Consider the following 26578-nt stretch of genomic DNA (forward strand, 5'->3'; position numbering starts at 1 on the left):
ATTATTGTAGGAGAGATGGATGTGGGAATTCGAATTTTAATACTACTCACTCTACTCTGTTTTCATGTTTCATCGATAGCAAATGCTGAAACCCCACTAACAGCTGTATTTATCCGTGATCATCAGCTATGGCTCAAAGAGGGGAGTCAAGAAATACAACTTACGAAGGACCGCTATATATATTCGCCGAAATGGTCATATGACGGTCGTTTCATTGGATATATTGATGGTGATGAAAAGGGAGAAAAATCGGATTTATTCATTTATGATAGGAAGGAAAAAGACAGCTACCAACCTTACGTAAGGGTCGTAACCTCTGACTTTAAATGGTCACCGAACAAAAATCAGCTGGCCTACACCGAGCAAGGTATATTAAATGTGACAAATATACAGAATGGCCGCCCACAAGGATTTGAAAATGTCTCATTAGGTGTTAGTGCTTTTGAATGGTTTCCAAACGGCAAAGAATTTATTGTTTCATCACAATCCAACCTACTTCCTACAGGATGGAGCCCAATCCCACTGTATAGAATTCCGGTAGATGCAAATCTTGCGAAGGATAAGATAAAGCCTTTTTTTACAATTCAAACGAAAGTACCTGACTTATTTGGGATTGATGCCGATTATTTTAAGTGGAGTTCTGACGGCAAGTGGGTTAGCTTTTTAGTTGTACCTACAGCTTCTTGGTCAATGGACAGTAATACATTAAGTGTTTTATCATCACAAGGAAAATATTTTCAAGCTGTGGGGAAAATGTTAGGGTTTAAAGATTGGTTTAAGTGGGCTCCATTCGCCAATGAATTAGCTTATATATCAGGAGAAGGAAGATTTTTCGTTGAAAACAAGCACATGACGATTGCCGAAATACCTACAATTAAACAACAAAAAGAATATACACCTGAAGGCTTTGTAGACCTTGATCTGGAATGGTACTCTAAAGATTTAGTCATTGTGGCTCGTGCAAAAGAAAACAAGGAGTGGAAAGTCGGTCCTGTACCAACTATGTTCACAGCTCTTTACGCTATCAACATAAGAACGGGAGAGCAAAAACAAATTACATCTCCAGGGGAGAATGAACTTGACGAAGATCCTCAAGTTGTTGGACCCTATCTTACTTGGTTTCGAAAGAAGGCAGAGCAAATGAAAGGTGATGTATGGGTAAAAAATACTTTAACAGGTCAAGAGTATATTTGGCTCAAAAATGTAGATTATGCCCCAACATTTTTTACACCAAAGCAAAGCCCTTAAAAAATCTAACAACAAGCTGGCGCGATTCTTGAAAAAGAATGGTGCCTTTTTCTATAGAGAGTGGTTATTTAGATATGGTTCTTCAAAGTTATAGAAATAATTGAGTTTTGTCCAATTCAATAGCCACCATCAATCTATTCAAAACGTATGAATAGCAATCCAACGGGAACAATAGTTGTAAAATGGAGGGTTCGAAAGATGAGAAGACTTTTTGTATTAGTATTTATAGCTTTTATTACCTTGAATCTAACAGGTAATGTTGAAGGAGTTTTTGCAAATCGAGACAACGAAGAATTTAAAGATATTTATGAGAGAAAAGTTCCCCAAACATTTCATTTTACGTACGACTATGAGAATCTATACAAGTTCCTTGATATGAGTGAAAAAGAATACAGGTCTGAATGGGAAAGCGGAAAAACGATAGCTGAAATGGCAGAAAAACATGAGATCTATCCTCAACAATTGATATCATACCTAGCAGAAAAACAATTTGAAGCATTAGATAAAGCACTAGAGAATGGAGAGATTGACCGTTACTTTTATTATGATTATGCGATATCTTATATGAGAAGCGATATTATTGAATTTATCAATCGAAATCCAAAAAAATAATATATTGATCCAAATGTTGATGGAAAAAAAGCTTCCCAAAGCAAGGTTTAGGGTGTTGTTACCTGACTTTGATTTGGGAATGCTTTTGCTGCATAAAGCACCTGCTAAAAAAGAGCTGCCAAAGCAACTCCCATAACTTAAATTAAATGCCCTTCGCAAGATCAGGTACTATGCCAAAGCTCAATTTCTTATTTATTATCGTTACTCAGGCACATTTCTACAATTCGATTGTGCCAAATATTATATAAAAAGAGTTGTAAATGTTTATGTTAAAATCTAGGTGATTTAAGTAGTTGTGTGAATAGGAGGACAAAAAGATATGAAAAGAGAGGGAATAGTTAAATGGTTTAAAGAAGAAAAGGGGAATGGTCGTATTATGCTTGACGGAGAGAATAAAAATGATGTTTTCGTTCATTTCTGTTCAATCTTACCTGATAACGAAAGGTTTTCAGATGGATTCAGGTTTCTTAAAGAAGGACAAAAAGTATCATTCGATTTAATAGAAAAGCCTAATTCTACTGAACAGAAACAAGTTGCGGAGAATGTAATAATTAATTCTGATTAAAGTATGATTAATCATCAAGGGCATTTCTTTTTTCCTTCATAATGTTTCGATATCCAGGAAGAGGGGGGCTAATTTGAAAAAACCAAATTGATAAAAAGGGTTCCGAAGTTTCATTCGTTATTAAAAAAGAAAACCCACTTATTTGAAGTGGGCTTAATAATTACCGAAATGATCAATTCAAGGGGTTAATCTATTGATGTCTCGCGGGAAAGCACTTGCCTCCCGAACGTTCGTTAATCCAAGGAGTTTTGCTGTTAAACGTTCCAGACCAATAGCAAAACCTCCATGCGGTGGCACACCATATTTGAATGTGTTTAAATAATTTTGGAAGTTTTCCTCGTTAAGTCCTTGTTCTCTGAATGATGCTACAAGCATTTCATATTCGTGAATTCGTTCGCCACCAGATGTGATTTCAAGACCTTTAAATAAGAGGTCAAAAGATTTAGTTAATCCATTTTCTGCAGGCATTGTATACATTGGTCTATTTTCTTTGGGGTACTCTGTAATAAAGACAAATTCACTCCCCGTCGTTTCTTTTATATAGTTTGCAATCAGTTTTTCTCCTTCAGTATTGAGGTCACCTTCTGGCATTTCTTTTTTATAACACTTCTTTAAAATTTCTCTAGCTTCATATAATGTTAGTTTTGGAATATCAGTTATAGTGGGGACCTCAATTTTCAAAAGCTTTAACTCGTTTTCATTTTTTTCTTTTACTTTTTCAAACATAAATTTTATAACTTCAGTTTCTAGCACCATTAATTCTTCATAATCTTCTATAAAAGCCATTTCAAGATCCAGAGAGATATATTCATTTAAATGTCTTGAAGAGTTGTGCTCTTCCGCACGGAAAACAGGACCCATTTCAAATACACGCTCAAGACCTGAAGCCACCATCATTTGTTTATAAAATTGAGGGGATTGTGCAAGGAATGCTTCTTTCCCAAAATAATTTAATTTAAAAACATTGGCGCCACCCTCCGCACCTTGAGAAACAATTTTGGGTGTAAAAATTCTGATAAAACCCATATTTGTTAAATATTCACGAAATGCCTCTTCAAGAGTTGATTTTATTTTAAAAATTGAAGCTATTTTTTCATGACGGAGTGATAATACCCGATGATTTAAAAGGTTCTCAAGTCCTGTGTTTACTTCTTTTTTATTTACTTCAAAAGGAAGTAAACTATTTTTGTTAATCACTTTTACTGACTTTAGAAGCAGTTCAATGCCAAGTCCTGTTTTATTTGTTGAAACGACTTCTCCGATAGCTTCGATAACACTTTCTGTTTCGATAATGATGCCAGCAAGTTCTCCTTCTAAAACACATTGCAGTTCACCAGTTCGCTCTCTTATCACTAAAAAACTGATATTTCCAAGGTGCCTTACTTTTTTTACCCAGCCTTGGACTTTTACCGTTTCTCCCACTTTTTTTATACACTCGTTGGCAAGTGTACGTTTTAGATTTGTATGCATGATGGTTACCTCCCAAATTTTTAATCCTTTTATTTTTTTATCATCATCGTCATCATCCACGGACACTCACCTCCTTAAAATAAAAAAGCTCCCGCCCCTGACATTTGTCAGGGACGAGAGCCTATCTCGCGGTACCACCCTAATTGCTGCATATGTAGCCAACTCATTGCTTTTAACGGTTGCAAACCGTCTATCCTTACTTATTTCAGGATACCACTCACAGATGTCTTTCAATCATTGTTTAACACAATCTTTTCAGCTACCGATTGCTCTCTTTCGTTAAAGGGAATGACATACTTATTCTGTTCTTCGTTTTTTAAATATTTGAAATTTATTATAGTCATACTTTTTTGTATTTTCAATAAAATTATTGGATTTTGCTAATAAATTTTTTAATGTGACCCCCAAATAGGGACCTTATTGTAGAAAAGTCCCTATAGTTCAAGTGGATTTTTTCACAAACTAGTCACCTTAGTTTCACACTATAATACCTCATTGCTTTAGGAATTCCCTTAATTTCAAAAACTCCATTATAAATTAGGCTTCTCACTCTATACTCTATAAAAACATCGCCTAATTGATTGTGCTGTCCATAAACTTCCCCGATTAACCTTGCAGATTTCATAAAGTCTTTTTCACTTTGCTTAGCATGCAAATGTTGTGCCGTATTGACAATAAAATCATCCAAGTAATCTTCATTAACCGTATTAATTTTGTTATTTTCCCAAATCCTCACCAAACCTTTTGATTCTGCTAATGCGATCCATTCTTTTTCAAATCGTGTTCTATCCTCATCAGTTATTGGTGCTGATAATTTTTCATGATAGATTTTGTTTAAGTGTTCACCGTTTACTTCGCCCGTATGGATATCTAAACACCCAAATTCAGGTGTGTTAAATAATTCCTGAAAAGCAAATGTAGTATTGATCACGAAAATCTTATTCTTTTTTTCTTTGAGCAAGTATAAAAGATAGCGTAAGCCAGTTTGCTCATTTGCATTTTCAGCAGTCCATATAACAATAGGGGTCTCATTGCTTAAACCATCTATTTCTACAAGTGTTTTTGAAAATCTATTTTCGTACTCTTCCTCAAGATAGTCATCGGAATAATTAAGATGGTCCTTCAACCATTCATGTCTGTACTTACGACCAACCTCTTGATGAAGTGCCCAAATAGGACCAACAGAAAAGAAATCGGGAAATCCGATTACTTTATTCTCACGCCCTAATCCTACTCGTAAAGAACCAGCAGGAGATTCGCCAAACACAATATGGACTGTTGAATAATCTCGCTCAACATGATTGCTATTTTGTACAACTTCAAAAAATAGATGGTATAAAGAATTTAATTGTTCTAACATTTCCTCTGGTGAATTCTTTGATTCCTGCATCACTTTTATTCGCAACATCATGCTTAATAAAAGGTTCTTTGCTTCGCTACCGCTTAAATCTTTTATTGATTTATGTATCTCTTCTAACACTAAAATTCACCTCGTTATTTATTGTTTCTTTGCGACCTACAAGATGCTCAACAGGCGGAGCAATAGGCACTGCTTCAACTAAAATATTAGCAATATTTTTAGCACCAGCTTTTGAAATAGTAAAGCATAGTTCATCTTCTTCTATCCACTGGTTTAAGGGCTATCCTTCACTTTCAGGGTTCTATCCATCGCTTTGAGGGTTCTATCCCTCGCTTTGAGCATTTTATCCACCACTTTTTGATGGTTATCCCTCAATTCAGGGTTTCTATCCACTGGTTTAAGGACTATCCTTCACTTTCAGGGTTCTATCCATCGCTTTGAGCATTTTATCCACCACTTTTTGATGGTTATCCTTCAATTCAGGGTTTCTATCCGCTGGTTTAAGTGCTATCCTTCACTTTGAGCATTTTATCCACCACTTTTTGATGGTTATCCTTCAATTCCAAGGTTCTATCCGCCAATAATAAGGTAGGATACAATTGAACCCATTTCGCAACAGAGTGAGAACATAACTTTTTAAATGCACTTTTATATTTTACATGATTCTGGAATAAAAAAACAATTTTCCTAAACATGAGGCAGAGTTTCTCACCTTGAAAGCCTACGTTTAAGTCAAAAGTACATTAATTATAATTTATCTTAATTAAACGCCGCATTTTTTAGAAAAGATTTGTCCTTTTTTATTTTGATTCAAATTTATGGAGTAACATCTATTAAGGCTTCTAAAGAGTTCGAATAGTTTTATAATTTTTGGAACCTTTGTTATTTCTTTGCGTCAAACTTGCGAGTTATATCATTAATTTTGAAAGGGGAAATAGGAGTGTTGAAAAATGCAATCATTTCAGGGGTTTTATTTAGTTCAATTATGTTGGTTGGCTGTAATGGAGAATCAGAAGTCGAAGAGATAGATGTTTCTGAGAATAAGGAAAATGATGCAAATTTATCACCAGAATCAAGTTTTTTTTCAGAAGTACATAATGAAATAATGGGATCTATTCCAGAACAAACGAATCTTAATAGCGAGTCAATAGGTGCAATAATGGTCGATGGTAATTTTAAAGATTTGACTGTATCCGTAAGTTTTCCGAAGGATGTAAAAGTTGCTGATACGTTAATTCAACAAATTGTGGAGGATTCTATAAAGAAAGTTTCGGAAAAAGAAAAGGTCACAATAAGCAAAGAACATATAACAATAAAAATTGAGAAATACTAACGGAGAATTTCTTAAATTAATCAAAATACTATTTTACATATCATGGTAAAGTGATATACTTGAATTAACTTTTATGAATGGAGGCTTCCGAATGATTGATATCCTATCTTTGAATCGTTAATTTTATACGTTCAAAGGCTCTGCTTATGCTCAGAGATAATAGGATAGATCTGTCTTTTTACGGAAACCCTTCATGATACGGTTATATACCAGGGGACATTGTCTCTGCTTTTTCTATTTTTTTTTAGAAAAAGTGTCATAAAGATGGATCCAATTGAATCATTCTATATGTTTGGAGCATGGGCAGATTGCCTATGCTTTTTATTTTTTCGATTTTGTTTTCTTGTAATAATTGGAATTAATTGCAGCCTAACAAAATAGGATGAAGCGGAGGAGATTCTTAATGACAGGAAATCATATTAAAACGGCACGAGTTTGGTTTATTACCGGTGCTAGTAGTGGATTGGGATATGAATTTACGAAAAGAGCTTTGGAGTTAGGGGATAAGGTAGTTGGAGTTGCTCGAAATATTGAAAAACTGAAGGAGTTACAAAGCCAATTTGAAGGAAGGTTGTTGCCCTTAAGACTTGATGTTACGAATAGAAGCGATGTTTTTGCTACAGTAAAAGAAGCTATTAAACATTTTGGACAAATTGATATTGTCATAAACAATGCAGGTAATATGACTTTAGGAATGATTGAAGAATTTAAGGAAGAAGAAGTAAGAAGTCAAATGGAAACGAACTTTTTTGGAGCAGTTTGGGTTTGCCAAGCAGTCATGCCTTACTTAAGGGGGCAAGGTTCAGGTCATATTATTCAAATATCTAGTATCGGTGGACTCATTACAGGCCCTATGTCAGGAGTTTACAGTGCTAGTAAATTTGCTTTAGAGGGGTTGAGCGAGGCTTTAGCACAGGAAGCTGCTCATTTTGGAATAAAAGTAACGATAGTAGAACCTGGGGGATACTGGACGAATCTTTATTTAAAAATGGGCTTCACTACACAGAAACTAGAATATGATTCATTACGTGAGGAATTGGCTAAACAAAATGCAACAGAGTCCGTTGATAGTGCTCCTAAGTTGGCGGCCGAAGCTATTGTGAAACTAGTTAATTGTGAAAATCCGCCTCTTCGATTAATTCTAGGAAGCGTTGTCTACGATTTAGCTATTGAAAATGCGGAAAAACGGATTGCCATATGGCAGGATTGGGAATCAGTCAGTCGATCTGCGGAACATGCTATACCTGCACCAGATGGCTATGGAATGATCGAATAGAAAATAACGATGAATGGGCGTAATTCTACAATAAGAATTACGTCTATTTTATATAAAAAGTGACAATAAATTGGATTGTTATATAAAATAGATAGTGATTATTGGTTAAAGGGGATACGCACTCATGAAAAATATTTTTAATTCTATACATTCAGTAGAAGTATTAAAGCGTATTGATCAATTAACTCCAAATGCGCACCCACAATGGGGAAAAATGAATGTTGCACAAATGCTAGCGCATTGTTCGGCTTTTCAAGATATTGCCATGGGAAATTCCTTTCCACCAAGAGGGTGGCTAGGAATAATAGTAGGAAGGTTTGCGAAGCCAATTATGTACAATGACAAGACACTACCTCGTAATATGTCTACTATTCCAACGATTTTGATTGCAGATGTTAGAGATTTTGAACGAGAAAAAGAACAGCTTAAACAAAAAATAATCCTATTCCAAAATAACGGACCAGAGAAATGCACCACGCATCCTCATCCTTTTTTCGGTAAACTCACTTCTGAGCAATGGGGCATAGGAGTGTACAAGCACCTTGACCATCATCTTACACAGTTTGGGGTTTAAATAGGGGACAAATGGGCGAATGTTAATTCAAAAGTAGCCAAAAGAATAAATTCTAAATAGCTACTTCGAATGCCGTACTATGAATCCTTTTTAATTTTTTAATACTAAGTTATTCGGAGTTGTTTTAATAAACTTCGTGAATATAAAACGTACAAGTGGGCCCATAACGATAAGTTGCAATGGGTATGCTACAATGAAATTTTTACCAAACACTGAGAGGTAATCCTTGATTATCGAGTTGGAGGAAAAACCATTGTGAACATAACTTATGACTAAGCCGTATATGGACATGAAAAAGGCCATTCCAATAACCATACATGTGGAGATGGTTAAAACCTTAAAAAGCATATTATTCGTATTAGCTGTGAATCGAAAAGCTATTTTTTGTGCTACAGGTCCAACAAGGTACAAGTCAAGAATGATGGCAACCATAAACCCTAAAATAAAGTCAGTAATTCCTCCAAAAAAAGAAATTTGTCCAAATGTATCATTAAGGTAAAAATTATAAAGTGTCATAACAAGTACCATTCCAAAACACATTATTAAACCAAAATAGAGACTTTCTTTTCTAGTAGTGGGCATCTATTAACACTCCTTTCTGTTACTTAAGTTAGTATATAGATTTGAAAAATGCCTCGTAAGTGACATTTTTGTGACAGTTGAAAGGATGAATTAATTTTCTGCACCACTATACCTGCAATAATCTAGCACTGTAAAAAGGTTAAACTAGTATTTAACCTTCAATCCTAGTAATGAAGCAAAGCCTATCGCTTGTTCGGAAGAGACTTCACACCCGTTTAAACTTTCGGGCGTTACTTGCAGTCTTTTAAATGTACATGTACTTATGTCGATCCCTTTTAATGAAGTTTGAGAGAAATCGGCATCATTTAAATCACTTTCATGAAAGGCCACTTTATTGAGTAAACAATCATAAAAATTGGCACCTTGTAGCTTGGTGTTATCGAATAGTACTTGTTTGAAACGTACTTCAGGGAAATTGCATAAGTTGGCAATACAATGTTCAAAAGATACATTGCCGAGGTTAGCTTCAGTAAAATTCAACCCCAATAGTTTACAGTTTTTAAAAGCCACTCGATGGATGATACCTTCACTTAAGTTTGAGTTCGATAAATCACAGTTCTCAAAAATGACATCCGTTAAATCAATTTTTTTAAAGGTACAATTAATAAATGTGACATTTTTAAAGATAACTTTAGAGACGATTAATCGTTCAACATCTTCATGCTCAATGACAGTATCAGCGATCATGCAATTTGTTAAATAAGGTTCTTCCTCATAAAAAATATCCTGAAAATTTGCCTTTTCAAGATTTGTCGGTATTGTAGGTGATGTAATTTTGAAATTGTATGCCATATCAGCCCATCCTTTACATGAGATCTTAAACATTAGTATAAGGGCAAAGCGACAATAAAGACACCGTCTATATAACGGTGTCCTTATCGTAGATTATTAAACTAGTTCATTAGAAACTCTGTTTTTCATTACAATCTTACTAAAAACAGAAGCTAGTACTTGTTGGAATAGCATGCCAAAAACGACAGGCATGGCTACTTTACCTGGAAAATATGTTGTGGCAACAATAACGCCAACAGCAATATTTCTCATCCCTCCCGTATAGACAAAGGTAGCCATTTGTGAATAGTCTTTTAACAGATAGCGACCAATGAGAAAGGCGAAGACATAGCCTGATACAGCAAGCATCAACACTAAAAGTATAACGAAAAATAGATGCACATTAATATCCTTTAAGTAGGGAGAAATGGCACTACTATTTATTAAAATGACTGCGAATAAACATAGCTTTGAAAAAGGAGCAAGCTTCTTGCCATATTTTTTAGGAATGTCTCCTTTTGAAAGTTCATTCACCACGATTCCTAAAATGGTAGGTAATACAATCATCCATAGTAAATTGAAGATCAGCGAGACTACATCCAATTCAATTTTTTCACCTGAAACGATATAGAGAATGAATGGCAGGATGAAAGGTGAAAGCAGCGTATCAATTAAAATAATAGACAAGCCTAATGGCATATTACCTTTGCAAATTGTAATCCAAATAACACTTGTGACGCCAGTTGGAAGGGCGACCGCTAAAACAAAGCCAACAGTCAGTAAATGGTCATCGAATAGAGTGGTGGATAAGAAATAAGCCCATAATGGCATGATTAGGTGAAGAAAAAGAATTGAAAGTAAAATGAGTACGGGATGCTTCATGAAAATTTTGACATCTTTGAATTTCATATTTAAGCTGCTAGAGAATGTCATGAACGCAAATAGCCAGGATACGAGGAATAATAATTGATGTCCAATGCTTTCTAGGAATACACCTAAAACTAAACTTAACGGTGTCAGGATTGCAATGTATTTTTGGAGAAATACATTTAGTTTTTCTAACATACAAAGACCTTCTTTTTTTATCTGATTTTATCACATTATTATAATATGAATCAGGACATAGTAGGAGTATTTACCGCAAAAAAGCAGAAGGTTTACTCCTACTTGTTGAAGGTCTAGATAAGACTCGCTAAGTATTTACATGTTTTTTATCCATTTCTTTAGTAAATGGAATCCATACAATGCCTACGATAAATAAAATATTACCTGTCCACCTAATCCATAAATAATAAGGATGGTCTTTTAACAAGTACAACGAGGTTAGGATAATAACCAACCCAATACCAATGAGCAATTTTAAAAAAATCGGAATTTTTGTCATTCTACTTCCTCCTTCCTTACTTTTCACGATAAAAATGTGTTTAGATAACTCTTTTTCCTAACCAATGAGCAGTAAAGACAATGGGGAAAAATAATAGGCCAAAAGGAAGGCTTATTAAAATTATATGCCACGTAATGATTCCGCTATTAAACAAAGATTTAAATAAAATAATACTATAGGGAATAATAATGATGGCTGATGTTATAGCTCCTGGGGTGATAGAGCGAAAGAATATCGATTGTCCAATATGGGTAAAAGCATGGATAAAGAAAACAAGTGTGACGGATGTGAAAAAATAGAAAGTAAGAGCTACCCCGTTTATGAAATATTGGTTAGCTAGAATGGTAGAGAGACTCACAAATAAAAAGATAAATAATACAGCAACAGCAAATTGAGCAGTGGTCATTGAAAATTGTTTTACCACTTTATCTGCTATTTTAGGGGGTAATCTTTCATACAGCTTATGACGATTATGATGTAACCATTTTTCTATCATAATAATTTCTTCAAAGTCATGGATAATAAATATAATAGGAAACAACCAAATAAGTGTTTGGACATTCAACCAATCCATATGAATACTCTCTCCTTATCTCTATGCTGGAAGCGGCACTGAAAATACCATTTATATGTAATATGGGTTAATAATAACATACTGAAAACTGGAAAGTATAAAATAGAAAATAGAGAGGTTGTTTGAATCTCAGAAATAAGGAATCGCAGGATGAAAATATGAGTGAAACAAACGAATAAACTAAACGAGGAACCCTTTACTTAGCAACTAGCAAAGAAGGGACGGTCGTTAATGATATTCAAAGTACGCATGTTAAAATCGTGAAGAAGAAAGAGATAAAACGTCTAGTCACCAGGTGGAGGGGCAGATAGTCTTTGATAGCTAAGTTTACGGCTACATTAGGTAATAAGAAATGGGGTAAACAGACAAACAAGGATGCAGGTAAAATGATTTTTCGGTATAATAATTATACATATCGAGTAGAAATAGGTTGGGCTCGTTTTTCCTTTTTAAGGTAGAGGCTATGGGAATTATTTCGGAAATTTATTGAATTGTTTGCTTTAATAAAAATACAAACACTTGCTATGTCCAATAAGAAGAGTAAGTAAATTAACGAACAACTTTCAAATTTGAATTTTTTGTTAATGATTAGCTCATTTTACCATTTTCCCGTTCATTCGTGATATTCTATATTAGAATAATAAATCAGGAGGCGGTAATATGTATTATAGCAATGGTAACTATGAAGCTTTCGCACGACCTAAAAAACCTGAAGGGGTAGATGAAAAATCTGCGTATCTTATTGGTTCAGGACTAGCCTCCCTTTCAGCGGCATGCTTTTTAATTCGTGATGGCCAAATGAAAGGGGAAAATATTCATATTCTAGAGGAATTGGATATTTCGGGAGGTAGTCTTGATGGTACTCTTAATCCGACAAGAGGATTTATTATTCGCGGTGGTCGAGAAATGGAGGATCATTTTGAATGCTTGTGGGATTTATTCCGTTCCATTCCGTCCTTAGAAGTAGAAAATGCTTCGGTTTTAGATGAATTTTATTGGTTAAATAAAGAAGATCCTAATTATTCGAAATGTCGATTAATAAAGGATAGAGGGCAAAGACTGCAAGATGATGGGAAGTTCACCTTATCGGATCAATCATCTGAAGAAATGATTAAATTATTCTTTACCCCTGAGGAAAAATTAGAGGATAAAAAAATCACTGACGTTTTTTCAGAGGATTTTTTTGAATCGAATTTTTGGCTTTATTGGTCCACGATGTTTGCGTTTGAAAAATGGCATTCTGCTATGGAAATGCGTCGTTATATTATGCGTTTCATCCATCATATTGGGGGATTACCAGATTTATCAGCATTGAAATTTACAAAGTATAATCAGTATGAATCTTTAGTACTGCCAATGATTAAATACTTAGAAAGCCATGATGTTGATTTCCAATATAATACGGTTGTCGAAAATGTCTTGGTTGATAAAGTGGGAGACAAAAAAGTAGCTCATACGCTCGTTTTAAGAAAAGATGGCGTGAAAAAGAATATTGAGCTGACAGAAAATGAATTAGTGTTTGTGACAAACGGCAGTATTACCGAGAGTACAACTTACGGTGATAATAATACACCGGCACCTAAAAGCACTGATTTAGGTGGCAGCTGGTCACTTTGGAAAAACATCGCTGCACAAGATAGTGAGTTTGGTCGTCCAGAAAAATTCTGCGACAATCTTCCAGAAGAAAGTTGGTTTGTGTCAGCAACACTTACGACATTGGATGATCGCGTAGCTCCATATATTGAAAAGATTAGTAAAAGAGATCCCTATGCTGGTAAGGTCGTAACAGGGGGGATTGTCACAGCGACAGATTCTAATTGGATGCTAAGCTATACACTGAACCGACAACCTCATTTTAAAAATCAACCAAAAGACCAATTAGTTGTTTGGATCTATGGTTTACTATCAAATAAGCCAGGTAATTTTATTAAAAAAAGCATTACGGAATGTACGGGAATAGAAATCGCACAAGAATGGCTTTACCATATGGGCGTACCGCTTGATGAAATTCCGGACCTAGCACAAAATTCTTGTAATACTATTCCATGTTATATGCCATATATCACCTCTTACTTTATGCCAAGAGCAATGGGAGATCGACCGTTCGTTGTGCCGAAAGGATCTGCTAACTTAGCCTTTATTGGTAACTTTAGTGAAACAGCAAGAGACACCGTCTTTACAACGGAATATTCAGTAAGAACAGCGATGGAAGCGGTCTATCAATTATTAAATATTGACCGAGGCGTGCCAGAGGTATTTGCATCTGCTTTTGATATTCGTACCTTATTAGCTTCTACAGCTCGTTTGCTGGATGGTAAAAAATTAACGGATATTGATGCCCCATTCATTTTAAAACAAATTGGTAAATTGGGTATTCATAAAACAAAAGATACGATTATTTATGATCTACTGAAAGAAAGTAAATTAATCTAGTGATTTTGCAGAAAAATAGACAAAGCAGTTAATAAGGCTTTGTCTATTTTTTAATTTGCTTATAGCCAATCTTTGACATAGGCGAGCAATCCAATAAAGGCTCCTAATCCCATGCCAATAAAGACAGGGACTATGAGGTTTGCTTTCTTTTGTACTTTTTTCGTTTCTACCATGGATATCCCTTCTTTCTCATCGTATAACTAACATTCTAAGCGCATCGTATGGTTCATATCCTTGAACCCATGTTTTTCATATAAGGCTTTAGCACCTTTATTTTCAGTCAATACATTTAACTCCAAATAATCCAAGTGACGATAGGCTGCCCATTTTTTCGCTTCTTCTAATAAAGCAGATCCAATTCCTTGATTTTTGTATGATTTGCCAACTATCACATCAACAATAAAGGCATATTTGTGTTCAACCAAACAAGAATAGGGTGGGGTCGTTGTTTCTTTAATAAGCAAGAAGCCAACAACTTCCTTCTCTACTGTTGCGATTAATATATCAGAATCATCTTCAATGATCGTATATCTGATAAAGTTGGCATCCTGTTTTGCAGGTCTGATATATTTAGGTTGAAGAATAGACATTTCTAAAAAAAGCTCTTGGTATAAACGTTCAATTTGTGGAATTTCATCGAGAGTTGCCGTTTTTATTTCCATACTATCCCTCCGTCAGTTTTACTATCATAGTAAGTAATATTTTACATTAATGGTTGAATAATAGAAAGGGGAAGGCATATGAGATTATGGCATGTAGATTTACTAGCGTATTTACCTAAAGGCCAACTACTTTCGCAGTGGAGAGAACTTAATAGTATCTTTGCTAAAGAGGATCGGCATATTCTCATTAATTATATTTATGACTATCCGAAAGCTGACTTGTATTTGTATACAACAAAAGTGTTGGAGGAAATGAATAAACGAGGTTTTCAAATTAGAACCTATGAAAAAATGAATAACTACTTTGATGGATTAGGACCAGTAAAAGACAGGAAGCCTTTTTTGCATCATCATAATCAGGAATATCTAGAAATTTGTTTCTATAATTTAAAGGAGAAATTTATTCGTGGGCAGAAGGATTATGAAGAGGCATTGTATGAGCAATTATGTACGTATATTAAGGACGTGCTATAAATAGGAGGGGTATAGATGGTAAAAGCGATTATTTTTGATGTAGACGGGACGATTTTAGATACTGAGCAGGCGATTTTACAATCATTGCAAAGAACCTTACTGGAAGAGACAGATCAACAGTATTCGTTGGAGGATTTACGCTTTGCATTGGGGATACCTGGGAAAGATACGTTGATGAGGCTCAACATTGATAACATAGATGAAGTTCATCGGAAGTGGTCTGCAGCTGTTCTAGATTTTTCACATGAAGTGACTGTTTTCGAAAATCTAGAGGAAGTTATTCAACAATTAGCAGCAAAATCGCCTCTATTGGGCATCGTGACCTCTAAAACAGCTCAGGAGGTAACCGATGAATTTGATCCGTTTGGCTTAAGTCATTATTTCAAACACATTGTTAGTGCCAGTGATACGGAGAAGCATAAACCTCACCCTGAGCCTCTATTAAAATGTTTGGACGCATTACAGGTAGCTCCAGAGGATGCCATCTATATTGGTGATTCTATCTATGATTTCCAATGTGCAAAGCAGGCAGGAGCTAAATTCGCCCTTGCCCTCTGGGGTGCCAAAACGACAAATGGATTTGAAGAGGCTGATTACGTATTGTATGAAGCTCAGGATATTTTGAGCTTATAATAAGGGAGGAAGAAAGAATAAAAGATGGTGTCCATTGAAAGCACACCATCTTTCATGATTGTGTCATTACATTGTAGGTGGTATGTAGATATTTAAGAATGTTAATACAGTCAAATTCCCTATATCGACGATACAGTGGGATAAGATAATAGAACGTAAACTTTTTGTCTTTAAATACGTAATGGCCCACACGATACCTGTTACTGATAGATAGATATACAAATGATAGGATTGACTAGCATAAGAAAAGACTCCCCACATCAATGGATGACTTATGACAAAAAGGATAGTTGTATATAAAATAGCGAACCATGCTGGAAATTTTGTTAATAAACTATCAAATAAAACGCCTCGCCAGTAGTATTCTTCAAGCCAAGGATTGATGATGGCGAATAAAAGCCAAGAGAGTATTAACCAAACAGAGTGAAACAAATGGTAGTTCATAATTAAGATTGTTAATGGAAAAAGGCCAATCAGCGTTGTGAAGGTTATCCAAAAAGGAGCCTTTTTTGACTTTTGAAACCAATCTCCTAGTTTTCTGTTACCTTTAAAATAGTAAATGCAAAATCCTAACAAGCTCCAATAAACAAGCGCTAGTGGAATCCAAGCCCAGCCCTCAATAAATTGATAAAAAAATGTAGCAGTCAAGAACCCTAGTAATATAATGAAAAATGGTGATATGAAAAATAACCAAAATTTCGTATCTTGACTAATTTTTTTCATACAAAACCTCTCTTCCAAAAGATTATTTAAAAATTTTCATAATTATTTCAGCTTCTGGAACTGGACATTGTGTCCATTGTAGTTTATTAATCGCAAAACCTTGAATAAATGAATAGTAGCTAATTGCCAATTTAAGTGGATCTTCTTGAACAATTTCATTGCATTGTTGCCCCTCAGAAATTAAAGGGATGAGACCGTGAACAGGGGACTTGAATTCCTCCGAGGATAAAAATCTTTTTACTTCTTCGGGTACAGCATCAGACGTACTTGCTTGAATCATTATTAAGAATAATAAAATTTGTTGTCCCTCTGATAAACTATATAAAATCTGCTCCGTCATCCATTTCAGTTTTTCGAGTGCAGTTCCTTCTTGTAAATGCGCTTTTTCAATAATTTGCCCAGAGCTTTCAGCAGCTCTTTTAACTAAAAGTGTAAAGATTTCTTCTTTTGATTGAAAATAATGGTACACTAGTCCATGACTTAAATTGGCCTCTTTAGCTATATCACTAATCTTAGTTGCGACCATTCCTCTTCTTGAAAAGACGTTTAATGCAGCCTGTAGTATTTCTTCCCGTCTCAGCTCCCGTAATTCTATATTTTGAGCTTCAGTTCTTGGCATTATGACAGCTCCTTTTGATTGATTAACCAGTCAATATAAAAATAAAATAAAATGGAAATATTGTCAAATGTACTGTTTGTTGGAAATGTTCTGGTGGGGGAAATATAACTAGGGCAATGATCATCCAGGTTTTTAAGAGTTTGAACAAATGAAGATAAGAAAAAAGGTGTGTCACCTAAGTGCAACACCTTAAAATGTTAATCCCAAATCGTTGTTATAGGAACTTTTGCAGTACGTAAATAATCTAGTAATTGCCCAGTATGGACTGACTCATGATAGGCAATTCTAAGCAACATATCACCCAAATCTCTTATGTATCCAACGTCTGAGCGATCAATTTGTATGTTTGATAAATCTTCATTCGAAAAAGCTTGAACCGTGTTAATAAATTCATTTCTAAAAGGCTCTGCAAATAATAATTCTGCTTCTACAGTAGTGTAGGGCTGTTTTTCAAAGGGTGAATCAAATTCGCCTATACTGCCTTTATTAAGGATTGCTAGGTGGTAATAATGTTCACTTTCTAGAACATGTCTAACCATCTCGATGCACGACATGGCTTCATCATCTGGCCTCCAATGTAATTTTTCTTGGGGGATAGACCTCCAAAGCTTTATACTACGTCTTCGTACTTCATTGAAATTTAATATGATCAGATCTATGGCGTTCATCATTCATCAACCTCCATTCGCTAGTAGTAATTAAAGTATATAAGAATTTATGTTCGATTGGAAGTTTTCTCTAATTACTGCGGAAACGTTTATCCAAATGTTTATTTAAAAAAAGGATAAACCTTTCTTGAGCCTGCTTTTTCTTCAGCATTCTATTCACACGAACATTGCTTTGAAGGTAGTTTCTCACATGATAATTCGCAAAAAATAAGCTGCGATACTGATCTTGATGGTATATATTGTGAAACCATTCATACTGTTGCAGCCTTTCTATATTTCGATCGATTTTTCTTGTATGTAAAGCGGACTGACCACTATAGGCACCTGATAAAAAATCAAATAAATTTTCTAGCATAGATTTACTCCTGTAATTTCGAATACAACCTATAGTAATAGCTAGGGATGACATATTCAATAGGGGCACTCGCAAAAGTGCCCCTTAGTAACAAATCGGGAGGTATCATGTTAAACGTATTTCGCTTAACACTACTATTTATATGATAAGATTACTCGGTTTTGTAGACCATCGTCTTTAAAAAGCTAAAATTCCTCCTTGCTTCGAAAAATTTCTAGAAATGAAAAGGACATGTTTTGTTGAAGAATGATCAAAACATGCCCTTACATGTGAAATGGTAAGGCTATATAATATTAATTTACTTTTTAATAAACTTTGCTTTGGAACCCTTCCATAATGCGTGCCAGTGGTACCCACCCAATGAACTTTGGTTTATCCCAACCTGGTGCGGTCGATAACTTTTCTACTTCAAGGAAATGATCAATCCTTACCTTATCCCAAGCATGAATGATCTCGCCATTGCCAACAGATAATCCTACATGACCCCAATTTTTTCGCTCATCTTTAATTACACCAAAGCAATCGTAAAAAACAAAGGTTCCTTTCGGAGGTATTCCTGTTTGCATACTTGCTTCATATAAAACTGCAGATTCTTTTGCCGTATCTCCACCAAAAATTTCAATGTTATTACTTCTTTCTAAAGCATCCTCTACAAAAGCTAAACAAATGAAACAATATTCTTCAGAGTTCAAATGACTTTTAGCCCAATCAATTGCATTATTAATATACTCTTCATAATTTTTCTCCATTTAATTACTCCTTTAACATGTCGTTAAGGTACTATATTCAACAAAAGTGGCTTTATAACCTTCCAAATATTACAAAATATTTTGTGGTATACCTAGAAAGGGCAATGACGAATAAATAAATTACAGGAATATTACCAAAAATGAAACTCCTGGATTTTTATCCTCGTATATACTAAAAATACTTTTTCTGGAGGTACATATGTTTAAATTAAGAGGCTCCTTCCTGCTAAGTCTATTGTTATTAACCGCTTGTACAGAGGAAACGATTTCTAAGGAACCAATTCAAGAAGAGAAAGATGATAATATTGTAGTGACAAACGATGGAAAAATAACCTTTGAGATTAAGAATAAGGTTGGTGTTCCACAGGAAAAAGTAGAGGCTATAAAGGATGAAATTGTGACGGCATATGACCATATAAAGGATTCCATTCATACTTCCTACACGCCATCCGAGCACATAAGCGTATGGCTTAAGGAAGACGGTCAATCATGGGGTTTAGCATCGAAAATCGAATTAGCTGGTGTGAAAGAAGATCTATACCCACTTGTCCATGAAATGACCCATTCTTTACTTGGCTATGGCAACAATTTTGACACAGATAACGGCTATTTTACGCAAGAGGGTTTTGCAAGTTATATGGAGTATCAATATGGAAAAAATAAATTATATTTTGATAAATACATGAAGCAATATATGGAGTCAGATAAGTTAATACCCATTAGTAGGTTAATTGATCCAAATCAAGATGATGTTTATTTTCGCCCTAAACTTTCAAATGTAAAAGAGAATCAAGTCCTTATGGAGGTGAGCTATACGCATGCGGCTTCATTTGTTATCTATTTAATTGATACATACGGACTCGAAAAGTTTGAACAGATCTACGACAAGAAAGAACTAGCAAAAAAATTAGAGGAAGTTTACGGAAAGAATAGTAGTGAGTTAGAAAAGGACTGGTTAGCATTTATTCAAAATCAACAAGGATTCACATATGAGGAAAAATTAAAATGGGGATTTTATGATATGAATACAATTCTTCTTCAAATAGATCCAACATATTTTGCGAAGGACTAATATTTTTCTATAGCATTCAAGTAAACCCAAGTGCTCTTTATTTTGAGGACCTGGGTTTACTTTTGTATGAATTCGGATGAAATTGTTTATGTACGAAATGAACGCCAAGTAAAATGCACAGACCACCAATGATCAGTAACTATATATTTTTTGGAGAAATAGCGAATCGTCAACAGTAATAACAATTAACATAGTCCCAATCATTATCAAAACGATTCCAAGTAATCCTTGTATTACTCTCATGATGTAGATAAACAAATGGGGATCAACTCCATTGACCATGCTGTAGATTATACAAAGTAAATCCTCCATTCAATTATCGCATGCATGTTTGAATAGGAAAAGGGTCACTAGGCTGGTAAAGTGACCCTTATGAATTGGCTAGCATAACCTAACACGACTATTGATCGTGTAAAAGGGGATTTTAGGTGCTATTAGGGATGAATTAATACATGAAAGAAGCGCCGACAATAATTAAAAGAATGAATAATACTACGATTAAAACGAATGTTGAGCCGTAATATCCGCCGCCAGAGTCGCCGCCATAATAGCAGCTGTTGTTATTGTAGTTACCTACATTTCCACCGTATCCCATTGAAAATCCCTCCTTTCTACAACCTATCATATGTAAGGTTGCTGAAAGGAGAAATGTTATTAGACCCGATGCTTATTAAAAAATTTTAGTGATGAAGCAATTTTAGAAATAAATTGATGTGATTTATTTTACTTAATTTTTTATTTTTTACATAATTAGAGTGGTGTGTCGTTAAAGAATGAAAAAGAAAGCGGGAGGAAAATGCTGCGTGACAAGCTAAAACAAAGAATAAGTAATGAACCAACAGAATGTATTTCTTATTTAAAAGAATTGGTGAAGTCAAACCGAGTTTATGATGGGGAAGCATTGGAAATCTTCATATACGTTATTAAAAATGGGCCAGAACAATTAACAAACATCCAATGGGATATTCTTTTAGATAAGGGCTTACTACCTGATTTTTATGTAGAATGCGATCGCTGTGAAGACACGATTCAGTGGTCAGATATGTATCAGGCGATTTTTATTAAGAAAGATCACTGTTGTCCTTTTTGCAGTTATTTAGTCCATAAAAAGGATGTGAGGTTATTAGACTAAGAGGGGAGATCCACTAATGAAAGGATTATTGGCAATAGGTGAAGGAATATTCTTTTTTTATGTGCTGATTTGTCTATTAGTGTTAAACATGATCCATTTTGGCAATATTTTATTTGTCGATATGCCATACGAAGAACCAATGACTGTAACTTCATCTTCACCTACAGCTTTCCTGTTCTTGTTTGGACTAGGTGGTGTTTGTTTCTTGTACATAAGGTATTTCTTGGGACGAAGCGGATATAGACGATTGAAGATTGTCTTGTGGGGGTCACTATTGGCTTTCAATACTTTTGGAAGTGGCTTTAGCCTCTTAATGAGCTATGGATTAATGCTCAATGACCGTGAAGCAATCTACCTCATATTGGCAACAATAATGAGTTTGGTGCTCACTATACAGGCTATTATGAAATATTATGAATGGAAGTAAAAGAACAATTATAGGTTTAAGGAGCCTTACGAAGCAAAAAGCAATTTTTTATTTAATATGCCTAAGTCCTTCTACAATCCAATAGGAGAAATATGTTAAAATAAACAAAACACAAGTTTGGAGGGATGAGGTTGGTAGAAAAAAAGCGAAGGGTTTGTGAAAAGGGACATACGTTTTTTAAAAGCACGGATTGTCCAAGCTGCCCTACTTGTGATAAAGAAAATAAACCAAGTAGCGGCTTCCTTTCAAAACTTAGTTCACCTGCAAGAAATGCTTTAGTTCACGAAGGCATTGACACGTTACAAAAACTATCGCTCTATACAGAAAAAGAAATACTAAACATCCATGGTATTGGACCAGCCTCATTACCGATATTAAGATCTTCATTAGAGGAAGAAGGACTATCATTTAAATAAGTTAGGGGAGACAACGATGACCAATAAGGAATTGACACATGAACAACAAGAGGAACTCATCAAAACATTAAAAGCTCGTTTTGAGAAAAATATTGAACGCCATGAAGGCATTGATTGGGCAAGTGTACAAGCTAAACTTGACGCAAATCTAGAAAAATTGTGGTCACTTCATGAAATGGAAGCAACTGGTGGTGAACCAGATGTTGTTGGCTATGATGCAAAGACAGACGAATATATTTTCTATGATTGTTCAGCAGAAAGTCCTAAAGGTCGAAGAAGTGTATGCTACGACAGAGAAGCATGGGAAGCGAGAAAAAATCACAAACCAGAAAATACTGCAATGGACATGGCGAAGGACATGGGCATTGAACTGTTAACGGAAGAGCAATATCGCGAGTTACAACAGCTTGGGAAATTCGATTTGAAAACATCAAGCTGGGTACAAACACCAGAAAACATCAGAAAACTCGGTGGTGCCATTTTCTGTGACCGCCGCTATGACACGATTTTCATGTATCATAATGGAGCAGAATCCTACTATGCCGCAAGAGGTTTCCGTGGCTCCTTAAGAGTTTGACGTTCATAGTAAGGTAGGGAAACCTAATTTGTGAGGGTTTCCCTTTTGTTATTAAGTAACAAATTCTATAATTGAACCCTATTATTTTTAGATTGGATGATATAGTTGTTATTTGATTCACACTTGTAGTGTCCTATATAAAATTCGTTCAAGTTTAGTAAATCCTCGAAGTCTTTTGGAATAAGACAGTTCCAGTTTATATTGGGTATTTTCAGTGGAAAATTATCCTCATTAGGATTAGGCGTATGAATATAAATTGAATCCAAGCCAGCATCTTCATCAACTAACTCAATCCATGATTGATATGGTTTCTCAAGTGTTCCGAGCTTATCTAACAAACTTTGATATAAGGCAATTTGTGCTTTAATATGTTCTCTTCGAACCTTCACACTTTGATTCCCAAGCCCAAATAAATCAAGATGGATGTGCCACAAATCAAACCATCCTTCTTTGCCAAAGTCTATATCATATTGCTCTGCTGATGTTTCTCGCCATAAGTGACGGAAATAACGCTTTTTCCCTCGAAACTTTTTCAATATCATTTGCCTCCATCTTTAAAAGTTCTTTACGAATGCCCTGTGCTTACTTTTTAAAAAAGCCGATCTCCAATTGAAAATCGGCATTTGCTAACAGTTCACCACTTCCTAATATCAACTATTCGGAATTTTCTCTTTATACTTTAAAGACAGAAGGTGTAGAGAATAGTTTGCAATTACTTCGGTATTAATTAACTCATTCAAGATGGTTTCAATTGCATGAATATGTTCATTAATAAGATTGATTTCTTTTATATACGTTGAATCAATCGCTACTTCTTTTAACGTCTTGAACACCACTTTTTGCTCATCAAATACATAAACCAATTCGAATTTGGAGTTGACTATTAAGGTGGTTATTTCAGGGAAAATGACTCGATCTTTTAAAATAGTAATAATACACTCTACTGATTTAACTCCTTCAATTAGTTGTAATGCTGAAAAAATCTCACATAATTGCTCTTCAAAATCGATGTTCATCAAAATCCCCCATTAATCAAAAATCCTTTTGATAATATCATTTTTTCAGAAAAATTTTAATCGTTAATATTTTCCTTTAACTATTGTGGGAGTAGGAGTAGAATAACGTTTTGAGAATCGTTCTTAATTATTTAAATAAAATAAAACCTGTCAGAAAATATAGTAACAAATAAAGGTAATTTAAATTATTTCCGTTTATGTTTTTTGTGTATGTTAAGAAAAGAGGGGGTGGAAAGTTATGCTAAAAATATTACAAATTGTTTTTTCCATCATCGGCATTTCTCTCGCAGCTTACGGACTCATCGCACGAGATTTCCAACTGAATTGTCTAATGTTCTTTTTCCTAGGCTTATACATGTTAACTTCAGGCATACAAGAATTCCAGAGAGGGAAAAAGGTTTATGGATGCTTCCTCACCGGGGTGTTTTTATTTTCAATGTATGCGTCTATTCAAAGCTTTTTATGGATGTAGTTACTATTTGAGTCCGATGGAAAGGGGCAGGTTGAGTGATTGAAATAATTTATGATTTAAGTGTACTTGAAGGTTCGTGTTATATAGAGATTTTACCTGATATATACATAGGCGAATGCTGGAATACTTCTTCTATTTTCTTTACCGAAGACAACTTTGGCTACATATTGCCTGCAATTGAGAAGTGCTACAAGAAGTTTGATTACTTTGCTTTCAATGAAATAGAGATTGAGATTTGGGGCCAAATTAATAAGGAACTGGATAAAATGAAACAGGTCCTACAAAGTAATCCCACCCCTCAATCATTAAAAGATACAATCGGCTTTCTATATGTCTATTCTGAGAAAGAGTTTAGAGATAACTATGATATCAATATCAAACAACTTATCTCGATGATGACAGAATTTCAAACGTGGATCGAGGAAAAAAGTTCAACAACGAAGTTCATTTCTGTATTAGGGATATGATAGATTTCAAGTGCTTTTTAGCCAAAAAGCATGTTTTTGTACATTCACACAAAACCTTGCTATAATAGCTTTGCGAATACATAGGAAAGAGGGTAAAAGCATGAACGCTTATGATGAATATATGAAGCAGGTAGTAAAGCCGATGCGTGAGGAGCTTGTGGAGTCTGGATTTACGGAGCTAACGACTGCTGATGCGGTGAATGAATTTATGGCAGAGACGAAGGGGACTTCGTTAGTGGTGATTAACTCAGTATGCGGTTGTGCAGCAGGACTTGCTCGTCCGGCAGCGCGTGAGGCCATTGCAGCGGTGAAGCCAGACAATTTAGTGACGGTGTTTGCAGGGCAAGACCCAGAAGCAACTGCGGCAATGCGTGCTTATTTTGAAGATGTGCCACCAAGCTCACCTTCTATGGCGATTTTAAAGGATGGGCAATTGGCTTACTTTATTCCACGTGAACAAATTGAAGGCTTCCCTGTGGAGCAAATTGTTTCTCATTTAACTGGCGTGTTAGAGCAAACATGCGAGAACTAAAAACGATAGTGACGACAGCGGGCAGACCAGACGAGGTATCGATGGCGCTCGCTGCTTTTGCATGTCAAGAATTAGGCGCTACATTTGAGCCAAGAAAGAAGCGATCTATTCACAAGATGTCACAGGCATTGCAGGCCCATGTGATGGTGGCGGGGAAAAATCGTTATGACTATTATGCCTATGGGGCACAGGAGCCATTTTTCTTTCATCCCAATTCTGCGGCCTTTCGTTTAAAGCGCGTTGCACGTGGTGAGACAGAGCCTTTTTTGGAAGCGGCACAGCTCCAACAGGGTGATTCGGTGTTGGATTGTACGCTAGGGCTAGCGGCGGATGCCATGCTAGCAGCTTATACAGTGGGGGAAGCAGGTCGTGTAGTGGGACTAGAGGCGAATCCAAATGTAGCGTTTATTGTTAGACAAGGGATGCAAGCCTATGATACGGCTGAGTTACCATTAACTGCCTGCATGCGACAAATTGAGGTCATTCAGTCAGAGGCTATTCATTATTTAAAAACCTTACCAGACAATGCGTTTGACGTAGTCTATATGGACCCGATGTTTGAAGAGGTTATTGAAGAGGCTAATAATTTCCAAGCACTACGGCAAGCAGGAGAACATGTCACATTAACAGATGAATGGGTCCATGAAGCCAAGCGTGTGGCGAAAAAGCGTGTCGTGTTAAAGGCGCATTTTCGTTCGGAATGGTTTGCGATCTATGGTTTTCAGCAATATGAACGGATCACCGCTAAATTTCATTATGGTGTTTTAAACGTATAGAGGCTTGTTGTTGAGACAGGCCTCTATTTATTATATCGTTAGAGAAAAGAGGCTGGAATAATATGGCTAAAAATGAAATAAGAACCCCATTTGAATTAGATTTGCTGGCAAAAGCACAGGCTTTGAAAGGCACGAAACCTCCAAGTCCCTGGATACATGAAACCATCGTCCTAGCGAATGGTGTCCTGGCTTGTGGGTGGGATCCTGATGAAAACATCGTACTCATTAGTGGATCAGGCTATAGTGTCACAGAGCCTATAACAGGTCGTCGCCTTACTAGAGAACGAGATGCAGATCGTACAGACGACAGCATAAGTGATGACCGTTTAACGTTTCAGCTGCCAATATCTAAGCAACCGATTCCTATTTTTGGCTTTGAAGCAGGAGATGGGATCCATATGACAACAGATGGCTGGCATGTGGAGGTCATTTATCCTTGGTGGCCACGTGCTACGGTAGTGCTTGATCATCTTTATACGACACATTATGAATATTTAAAAAATGCAACAGCTATTGATGTACAGCGATTGGATGGTGTAATTAAATGTGGCTTCTCTCCATCCGGCAAACATTTACTAATCATGGGCTCAGGCGGTGCCTTGATTTATTCAAGAAAGGAATGAGAC

At 35.5% G+C, this 26578-nt stretch carries 35 protein-coding genes and 1 other annotated feature; of the genes, 19 read left to right on the forward strand and 16 right to left on the reverse strand.

Annotation, left to right across the window (positions count from 1 at the left end; genetic code table 11):
- The first annotated feature begins 21 nt into the window (after positions 1-21).
- The 3 genes from OU989_RS09730 (at position 22) to OU989_RS09740 (ending at position 2425) form a co-directional block, all read left to right on the forward strand.
- Positions 22-1248, forward strand: a complete 1227-nt coding sequence (locus OU989_RS09730) for a TolB family protein (RefSeq protein WP_274796940.1) — start codon at positions 22-24, stop codon at positions 1246-1248.
- 198 nt (positions 1249-1446) lie between these two features.
- Complete coding sequence (locus OU989_RS09735) at positions 1447-1860, forward strand: hypothetical protein (protein ID WP_274796941.1); 414 nt, start codon at positions 1447-1449, stop codon at positions 1858-1860.
- A 319-nt stretch (positions 1861-2179) separates the two neighbouring features.
- Positions 2180-2425, forward strand: a complete 246-nt coding sequence (locus OU989_RS09740; protein WP_274796942.1) for a cold-shock protein — start codon at positions 2180-2182, stop codon at positions 2423-2425.
- A 177-nt stretch (positions 2426-2602) separates the two neighbouring features.
- Here OU989_RS09740 and aspS read toward each other — a convergent pair whose 3' ends face one another.
- Both aspS and OU989_RS09750 read right to left on the reverse strand, forming a co-directional pair.
- The gene (gene aspS / locus OU989_RS09745; RefSeq protein ID WP_274797311.1) at positions 2603-3895 is read right to left on the reverse strand and encodes an aspartate--tRNA(Asn) ligase; all 1293 of its coding nucleotides are present in this window, start codon (positions 3893-3895) and stop codon (positions 2603-2605) included.
- Between the two features lie 106 nt (positions 3896-4001).
- Positions 4002-4214, reverse strand: a binding site (T-box leader).
- Between the two features lie 147 nt (positions 4215-4361).
- Positions 4362-5375: a DUF1835 domain-containing protein gene (locus tag OU989_RS09750; protein ID WP_274796943.1), complete on the reverse strand. Its 1014-nt coding sequence runs from the start codon at positions 5373-5375 to the stop codon at positions 4362-4364.
- An 820-nt stretch (positions 5376-6195) separates the two neighbouring features.
- On the opposite strand from OU989_RS09750, the gene OU989_RS09755 reads away from it, so the two are divergent.
- From OU989_RS09755 to OU989_RS09765, 3 genes are all read left to right on the forward strand, one after another.
- Positions 6196-6588: a topoisomerase gene (locus tag OU989_RS09755; protein ID WP_274796944.1), complete on the forward strand. Its 393-nt coding sequence runs from the start codon at positions 6196-6198 to the stop codon at positions 6586-6588.
- A gap of 403 nt (positions 6589-6991) precedes the next feature.
- Positions 6992-7864, forward strand: coding sequence for an SDR family oxidoreductase (locus OU989_RS09760; protein ID WP_274796945.1), 873 nt, complete (start codon positions 6992-6994; stop codon positions 7862-7864).
- Positions 7865-7988: 124 nt separating this feature from the next.
- On the forward strand, positions 7989-8438 hold the full coding sequence (locus OU989_RS09765; RefSeq protein WP_274796946.1) for a DUF1569 domain-containing protein: 450 nt from the start codon (positions 7989-7991) through the stop codon (positions 8436-8438).
- Between the two features lie 90 nt (positions 8439-8528).
- Here the strand turns inward: OU989_RS09765 and OU989_RS09770 are convergent, their stop codons facing one another.
- The 5 genes from OU989_RS09770 to OU989_RS09790 all read right to left on the reverse strand — a co-directional run bounded on the left by OU989_RS09770 (position 8529) and on the right by OU989_RS09790 (position 11749).
- Entirely contained in the window at positions 8529-9020 is a 492-nt protein-coding gene (locus tag OU989_RS09770) for a DUF2798 domain-containing protein (RefSeq protein WP_274796947.1), read from the reverse strand.
- A 144-nt stretch (positions 9021-9164) separates the two neighbouring features.
- Positions 9165-9812, reverse strand: a complete 648-nt coding sequence (locus OU989_RS09775) for a pentapeptide repeat-containing protein (RefSeq protein ID WP_274796948.1) — start codon at positions 9810-9812, stop codon at positions 9165-9167.
- Between the two features lie 96 nt (positions 9813-9908).
- A complete protein-coding gene (locus OU989_RS09780) occupies positions 9909-10856 on the reverse strand; it encodes a bile acid:sodium symporter family protein (protein WP_274796949.1) in 948 nt (315 codons plus the stop codon).
- A gap of 127 nt (positions 10857-10983) precedes the next feature.
- Entirely contained in the window at positions 10984-11175 is a 192-nt protein-coding gene (locus tag OU989_RS09785) for a hypothetical protein (protein ID WP_274796950.1), read from the reverse strand.
- A 40-nt stretch (positions 11176-11215) separates the two neighbouring features.
- Positions 11216-11749, reverse strand: a complete 534-nt coding sequence (locus OU989_RS09790; protein WP_274796951.1) for an HXXEE domain-containing protein — start codon at positions 11747-11749, stop codon at positions 11216-11218.
- A 660-nt stretch (positions 11750-12409) separates the two neighbouring features.
- On the opposite strand from OU989_RS09790, the gene OU989_RS09795 reads away from it, so the two are divergent.
- Positions 12410-14182, forward strand: a complete 1773-nt coding sequence (locus OU989_RS09795; RefSeq protein WP_274796952.1) for an oleate hydratase — start codon at positions 12410-12412, stop codon at positions 14180-14182.
- Positions 14183-14382: 200 nt separating this feature from the next.
- On the opposite strand, the gene OU989_RS09800 is transcribed toward OU989_RS09795, so the two are convergent.
- Positions 14383-14844, reverse strand: coding sequence for a GNAT family N-acetyltransferase (locus tag OU989_RS09800; RefSeq protein WP_274796954.1), 462 nt, complete (start codon positions 14842-14844; stop codon positions 14383-14385).
- A 78-nt stretch (positions 14845-14922) separates the two neighbouring features.
- Between OU989_RS09800 and OU989_RS09805 the strand changes: the two genes are divergently transcribed.
- Together OU989_RS09805 and OU989_RS09810 are read left to right on the forward strand one after the other, a co-directional pair.
- A complete protein-coding gene (locus OU989_RS09805; protein ID WP_274796955.1) occupies positions 14923-15318 on the forward strand; it encodes a pyrimidine dimer DNA glycosylase/endonuclease V in 396 nt (131 codons plus the stop codon).
- A 15-nt stretch (positions 15319-15333) separates the two neighbouring features.
- A complete protein-coding gene (locus OU989_RS09810) occupies positions 15334-15951 on the forward strand; it encodes an HAD family hydrolase (protein ID WP_274796956.1) in 618 nt (205 codons plus the stop codon).
- Between the two features lie 66 nt (positions 15952-16017).
- Here the strand turns inward: OU989_RS09810 and OU989_RS09815 are convergent, their stop codons facing one another.
- The 5 genes from OU989_RS09815 to OU989_RS09835 form a co-directional block, all read right to left on the reverse strand.
- Positions 16018-16674 carry a CPBP family intramembrane glutamic endopeptidase gene (locus tag OU989_RS09815; protein ID WP_274796957.1) on the reverse strand — a complete coding sequence of 219 codons (657 nt, stop codon included), beginning with the start codon at positions 16672-16674 and terminating at the stop codon, positions 16018-16020.
- 22 nt (positions 16675-16696) lie between these two features.
- Positions 16697-17293: a TetR/AcrR family transcriptional regulator gene (locus tag OU989_RS09820; RefSeq protein ID WP_274796958.1), complete on the reverse strand. Its 597-nt coding sequence runs from the start codon at positions 17291-17293 to the stop codon at positions 16697-16699.
- A gap of 197 nt (positions 17294-17490) precedes the next feature.
- Positions 17491-17961 carry a DinB family protein gene (locus OU989_RS09825; protein WP_274797312.1) on the reverse strand — a complete coding sequence of 157 codons (471 nt, stop codon included), beginning with the start codon at positions 17959-17961 and terminating at the stop codon, positions 17491-17493.
- A 70-nt stretch (positions 17962-18031) separates the two neighbouring features.
- Positions 18032-18316, reverse strand: coding sequence for a hypothetical protein (locus OU989_RS09830; RefSeq protein WP_274796959.1), 285 nt, complete (start codon positions 18314-18316; stop codon positions 18032-18034).
- Between the two features lie 305 nt (positions 18317-18621).
- Positions 18622-19065, reverse strand: coding sequence for an NlpC/P60 family protein (locus tag OU989_RS09835; protein ID WP_274796960.1), 444 nt, complete (start codon positions 19063-19065; stop codon positions 18622-18624).
- A 199-nt stretch (positions 19066-19264) separates the two neighbouring features.
- On the opposite strand from OU989_RS09835, the gene OU989_RS09840 reads away from it, so the two are divergent.
- Complete coding sequence (locus OU989_RS09840) at positions 19265-20137, forward strand: gluzincin family metallopeptidase (RefSeq protein WP_274796961.1); 873 nt, start codon at positions 19265-19267, stop codon at positions 20135-20137.
- Between the two features lie 445 nt (positions 20138-20582).
- Here the strand turns inward: OU989_RS09840 and OU989_RS09845 are convergent, their stop codons facing one another.
- Positions 20583-20732 (reverse strand): YjcZ family sporulation protein, encoded by a 150-nt coding sequence (locus OU989_RS09845; protein WP_274796962.1) that lies wholly within the window; start codon positions 20730-20732, stop codon positions 20583-20585.
- A 201-nt stretch (positions 20733-20933) separates the two neighbouring features.
- Between OU989_RS09845 and OU989_RS09850 the strand changes: the two genes are divergently transcribed.
- The 4 genes from OU989_RS09850 (at position 20934) to OU989_RS09865 (ending at position 22689) form a co-directional block, all read left to right on the forward strand.
- Positions 20934-21269 (forward strand): hypothetical protein, encoded by a 336-nt coding sequence (locus tag OU989_RS09850; RefSeq protein ID WP_274796963.1) that lies wholly within the window; start codon positions 20934-20936, stop codon positions 21267-21269.
- 16 nt (positions 21270-21285) lie between these two features.
- Complete coding sequence (locus OU989_RS09855) at positions 21286-21696, forward strand: hypothetical protein (RefSeq protein ID WP_274796964.1); 411 nt, start codon at positions 21286-21288, stop codon at positions 21694-21696.
- Between the two features lie 125 nt (positions 21697-21821).
- Positions 21822-22112 (forward strand): RNA polymerase alpha subunit C-terminal domain-containing protein, encoded by a 291-nt coding sequence (locus OU989_RS09860; RefSeq protein WP_274796965.1) that lies wholly within the window; start codon positions 21822-21824, stop codon positions 22110-22112.
- Between the two features lie 16 nt (positions 22113-22128).
- Positions 22129-22689, forward strand: a complete 561-nt coding sequence (locus OU989_RS09865) for a DUF4256 domain-containing protein (protein ID WP_274796966.1) — start codon at positions 22129-22131, stop codon at positions 22687-22689.
- 65 nt (positions 22690-22754) lie between these two features.
- On the opposite strand, the gene OU989_RS09870 is transcribed toward OU989_RS09865, so the two are convergent.
- Both OU989_RS09870 and OU989_RS09875 read right to left on the reverse strand, forming a co-directional pair.
- Positions 22755-23225 carry a hypothetical protein gene (locus OU989_RS09870; protein ID WP_274796967.1) on the reverse strand — a complete coding sequence of 157 codons (471 nt, stop codon included), beginning with the start codon at positions 23223-23225 and terminating at the stop codon, positions 22755-22757.
- A gap of 114 nt (positions 23226-23339) precedes the next feature.
- Entirely contained in the window at positions 23340-23705 is a 366-nt protein-coding gene (locus OU989_RS09875; RefSeq protein ID WP_274796968.1) for a hypothetical protein, read from the reverse strand.
- A gap of 238 nt (positions 23706-23943) precedes the next feature.
- On the opposite strand from OU989_RS09875, the gene OU989_RS09880 reads away from it, so the two are divergent.
- The 5 genes from OU989_RS09880 to OU989_RS09900 all read left to right on the forward strand — a co-directional run bounded on the left by OU989_RS09880 (position 23944) and on the right by OU989_RS09900 (position 26575).
- The gene (locus OU989_RS09880) at positions 23944-24177 is read left to right on the forward strand and encodes a DUF3953 domain-containing protein (protein ID WP_274796969.1); all 234 of its coding nucleotides are present in this window, start codon (positions 23944-23946) and stop codon (positions 24175-24177) included.
- A gap of 35 nt (positions 24178-24212) precedes the next feature.
- Complete coding sequence (locus tag OU989_RS09885) at positions 24213-24644, forward strand: hypothetical protein (RefSeq protein ID WP_274796970.1); 432 nt, start codon at positions 24213-24215, stop codon at positions 24642-24644.
- 100 nt (positions 24645-24744) lie between these two features.
- Positions 24745-25176: a BrxA/BrxB family bacilliredoxin gene (locus OU989_RS09890; RefSeq protein WP_274796971.1), complete on the forward strand. Its 432-nt coding sequence runs from the start codon at positions 24745-24747 to the stop codon at positions 25174-25176.
- A complete protein-coding gene (locus OU989_RS09895) occupies positions 25164-25952 on the forward strand; it encodes a class I SAM-dependent methyltransferase (protein WP_274796972.1) in 789 nt (262 codons plus the stop codon). The genes OU989_RS09890 and OU989_RS09895 overlap by 13 nt, the downstream gene beginning before the upstream one ends.
- Positions 25953-26014: 62 nt before the next feature.
- Complete coding sequence (locus OU989_RS09900) at positions 26015-26575, forward strand: hypothetical protein (protein ID WP_274796973.1); 561 nt, start codon at positions 26015-26017, stop codon at positions 26573-26575.
- Positions 26576-26578 lie beyond the last annotated feature (3 nt).

The organism is Lysinibacillus irui (assembly GCF_028877475.1).
GTDB lineage: Bacteria > Bacillota > Bacilli > Bacillales_A > Planococcaceae > Lysinibacillus > Lysinibacillus irui.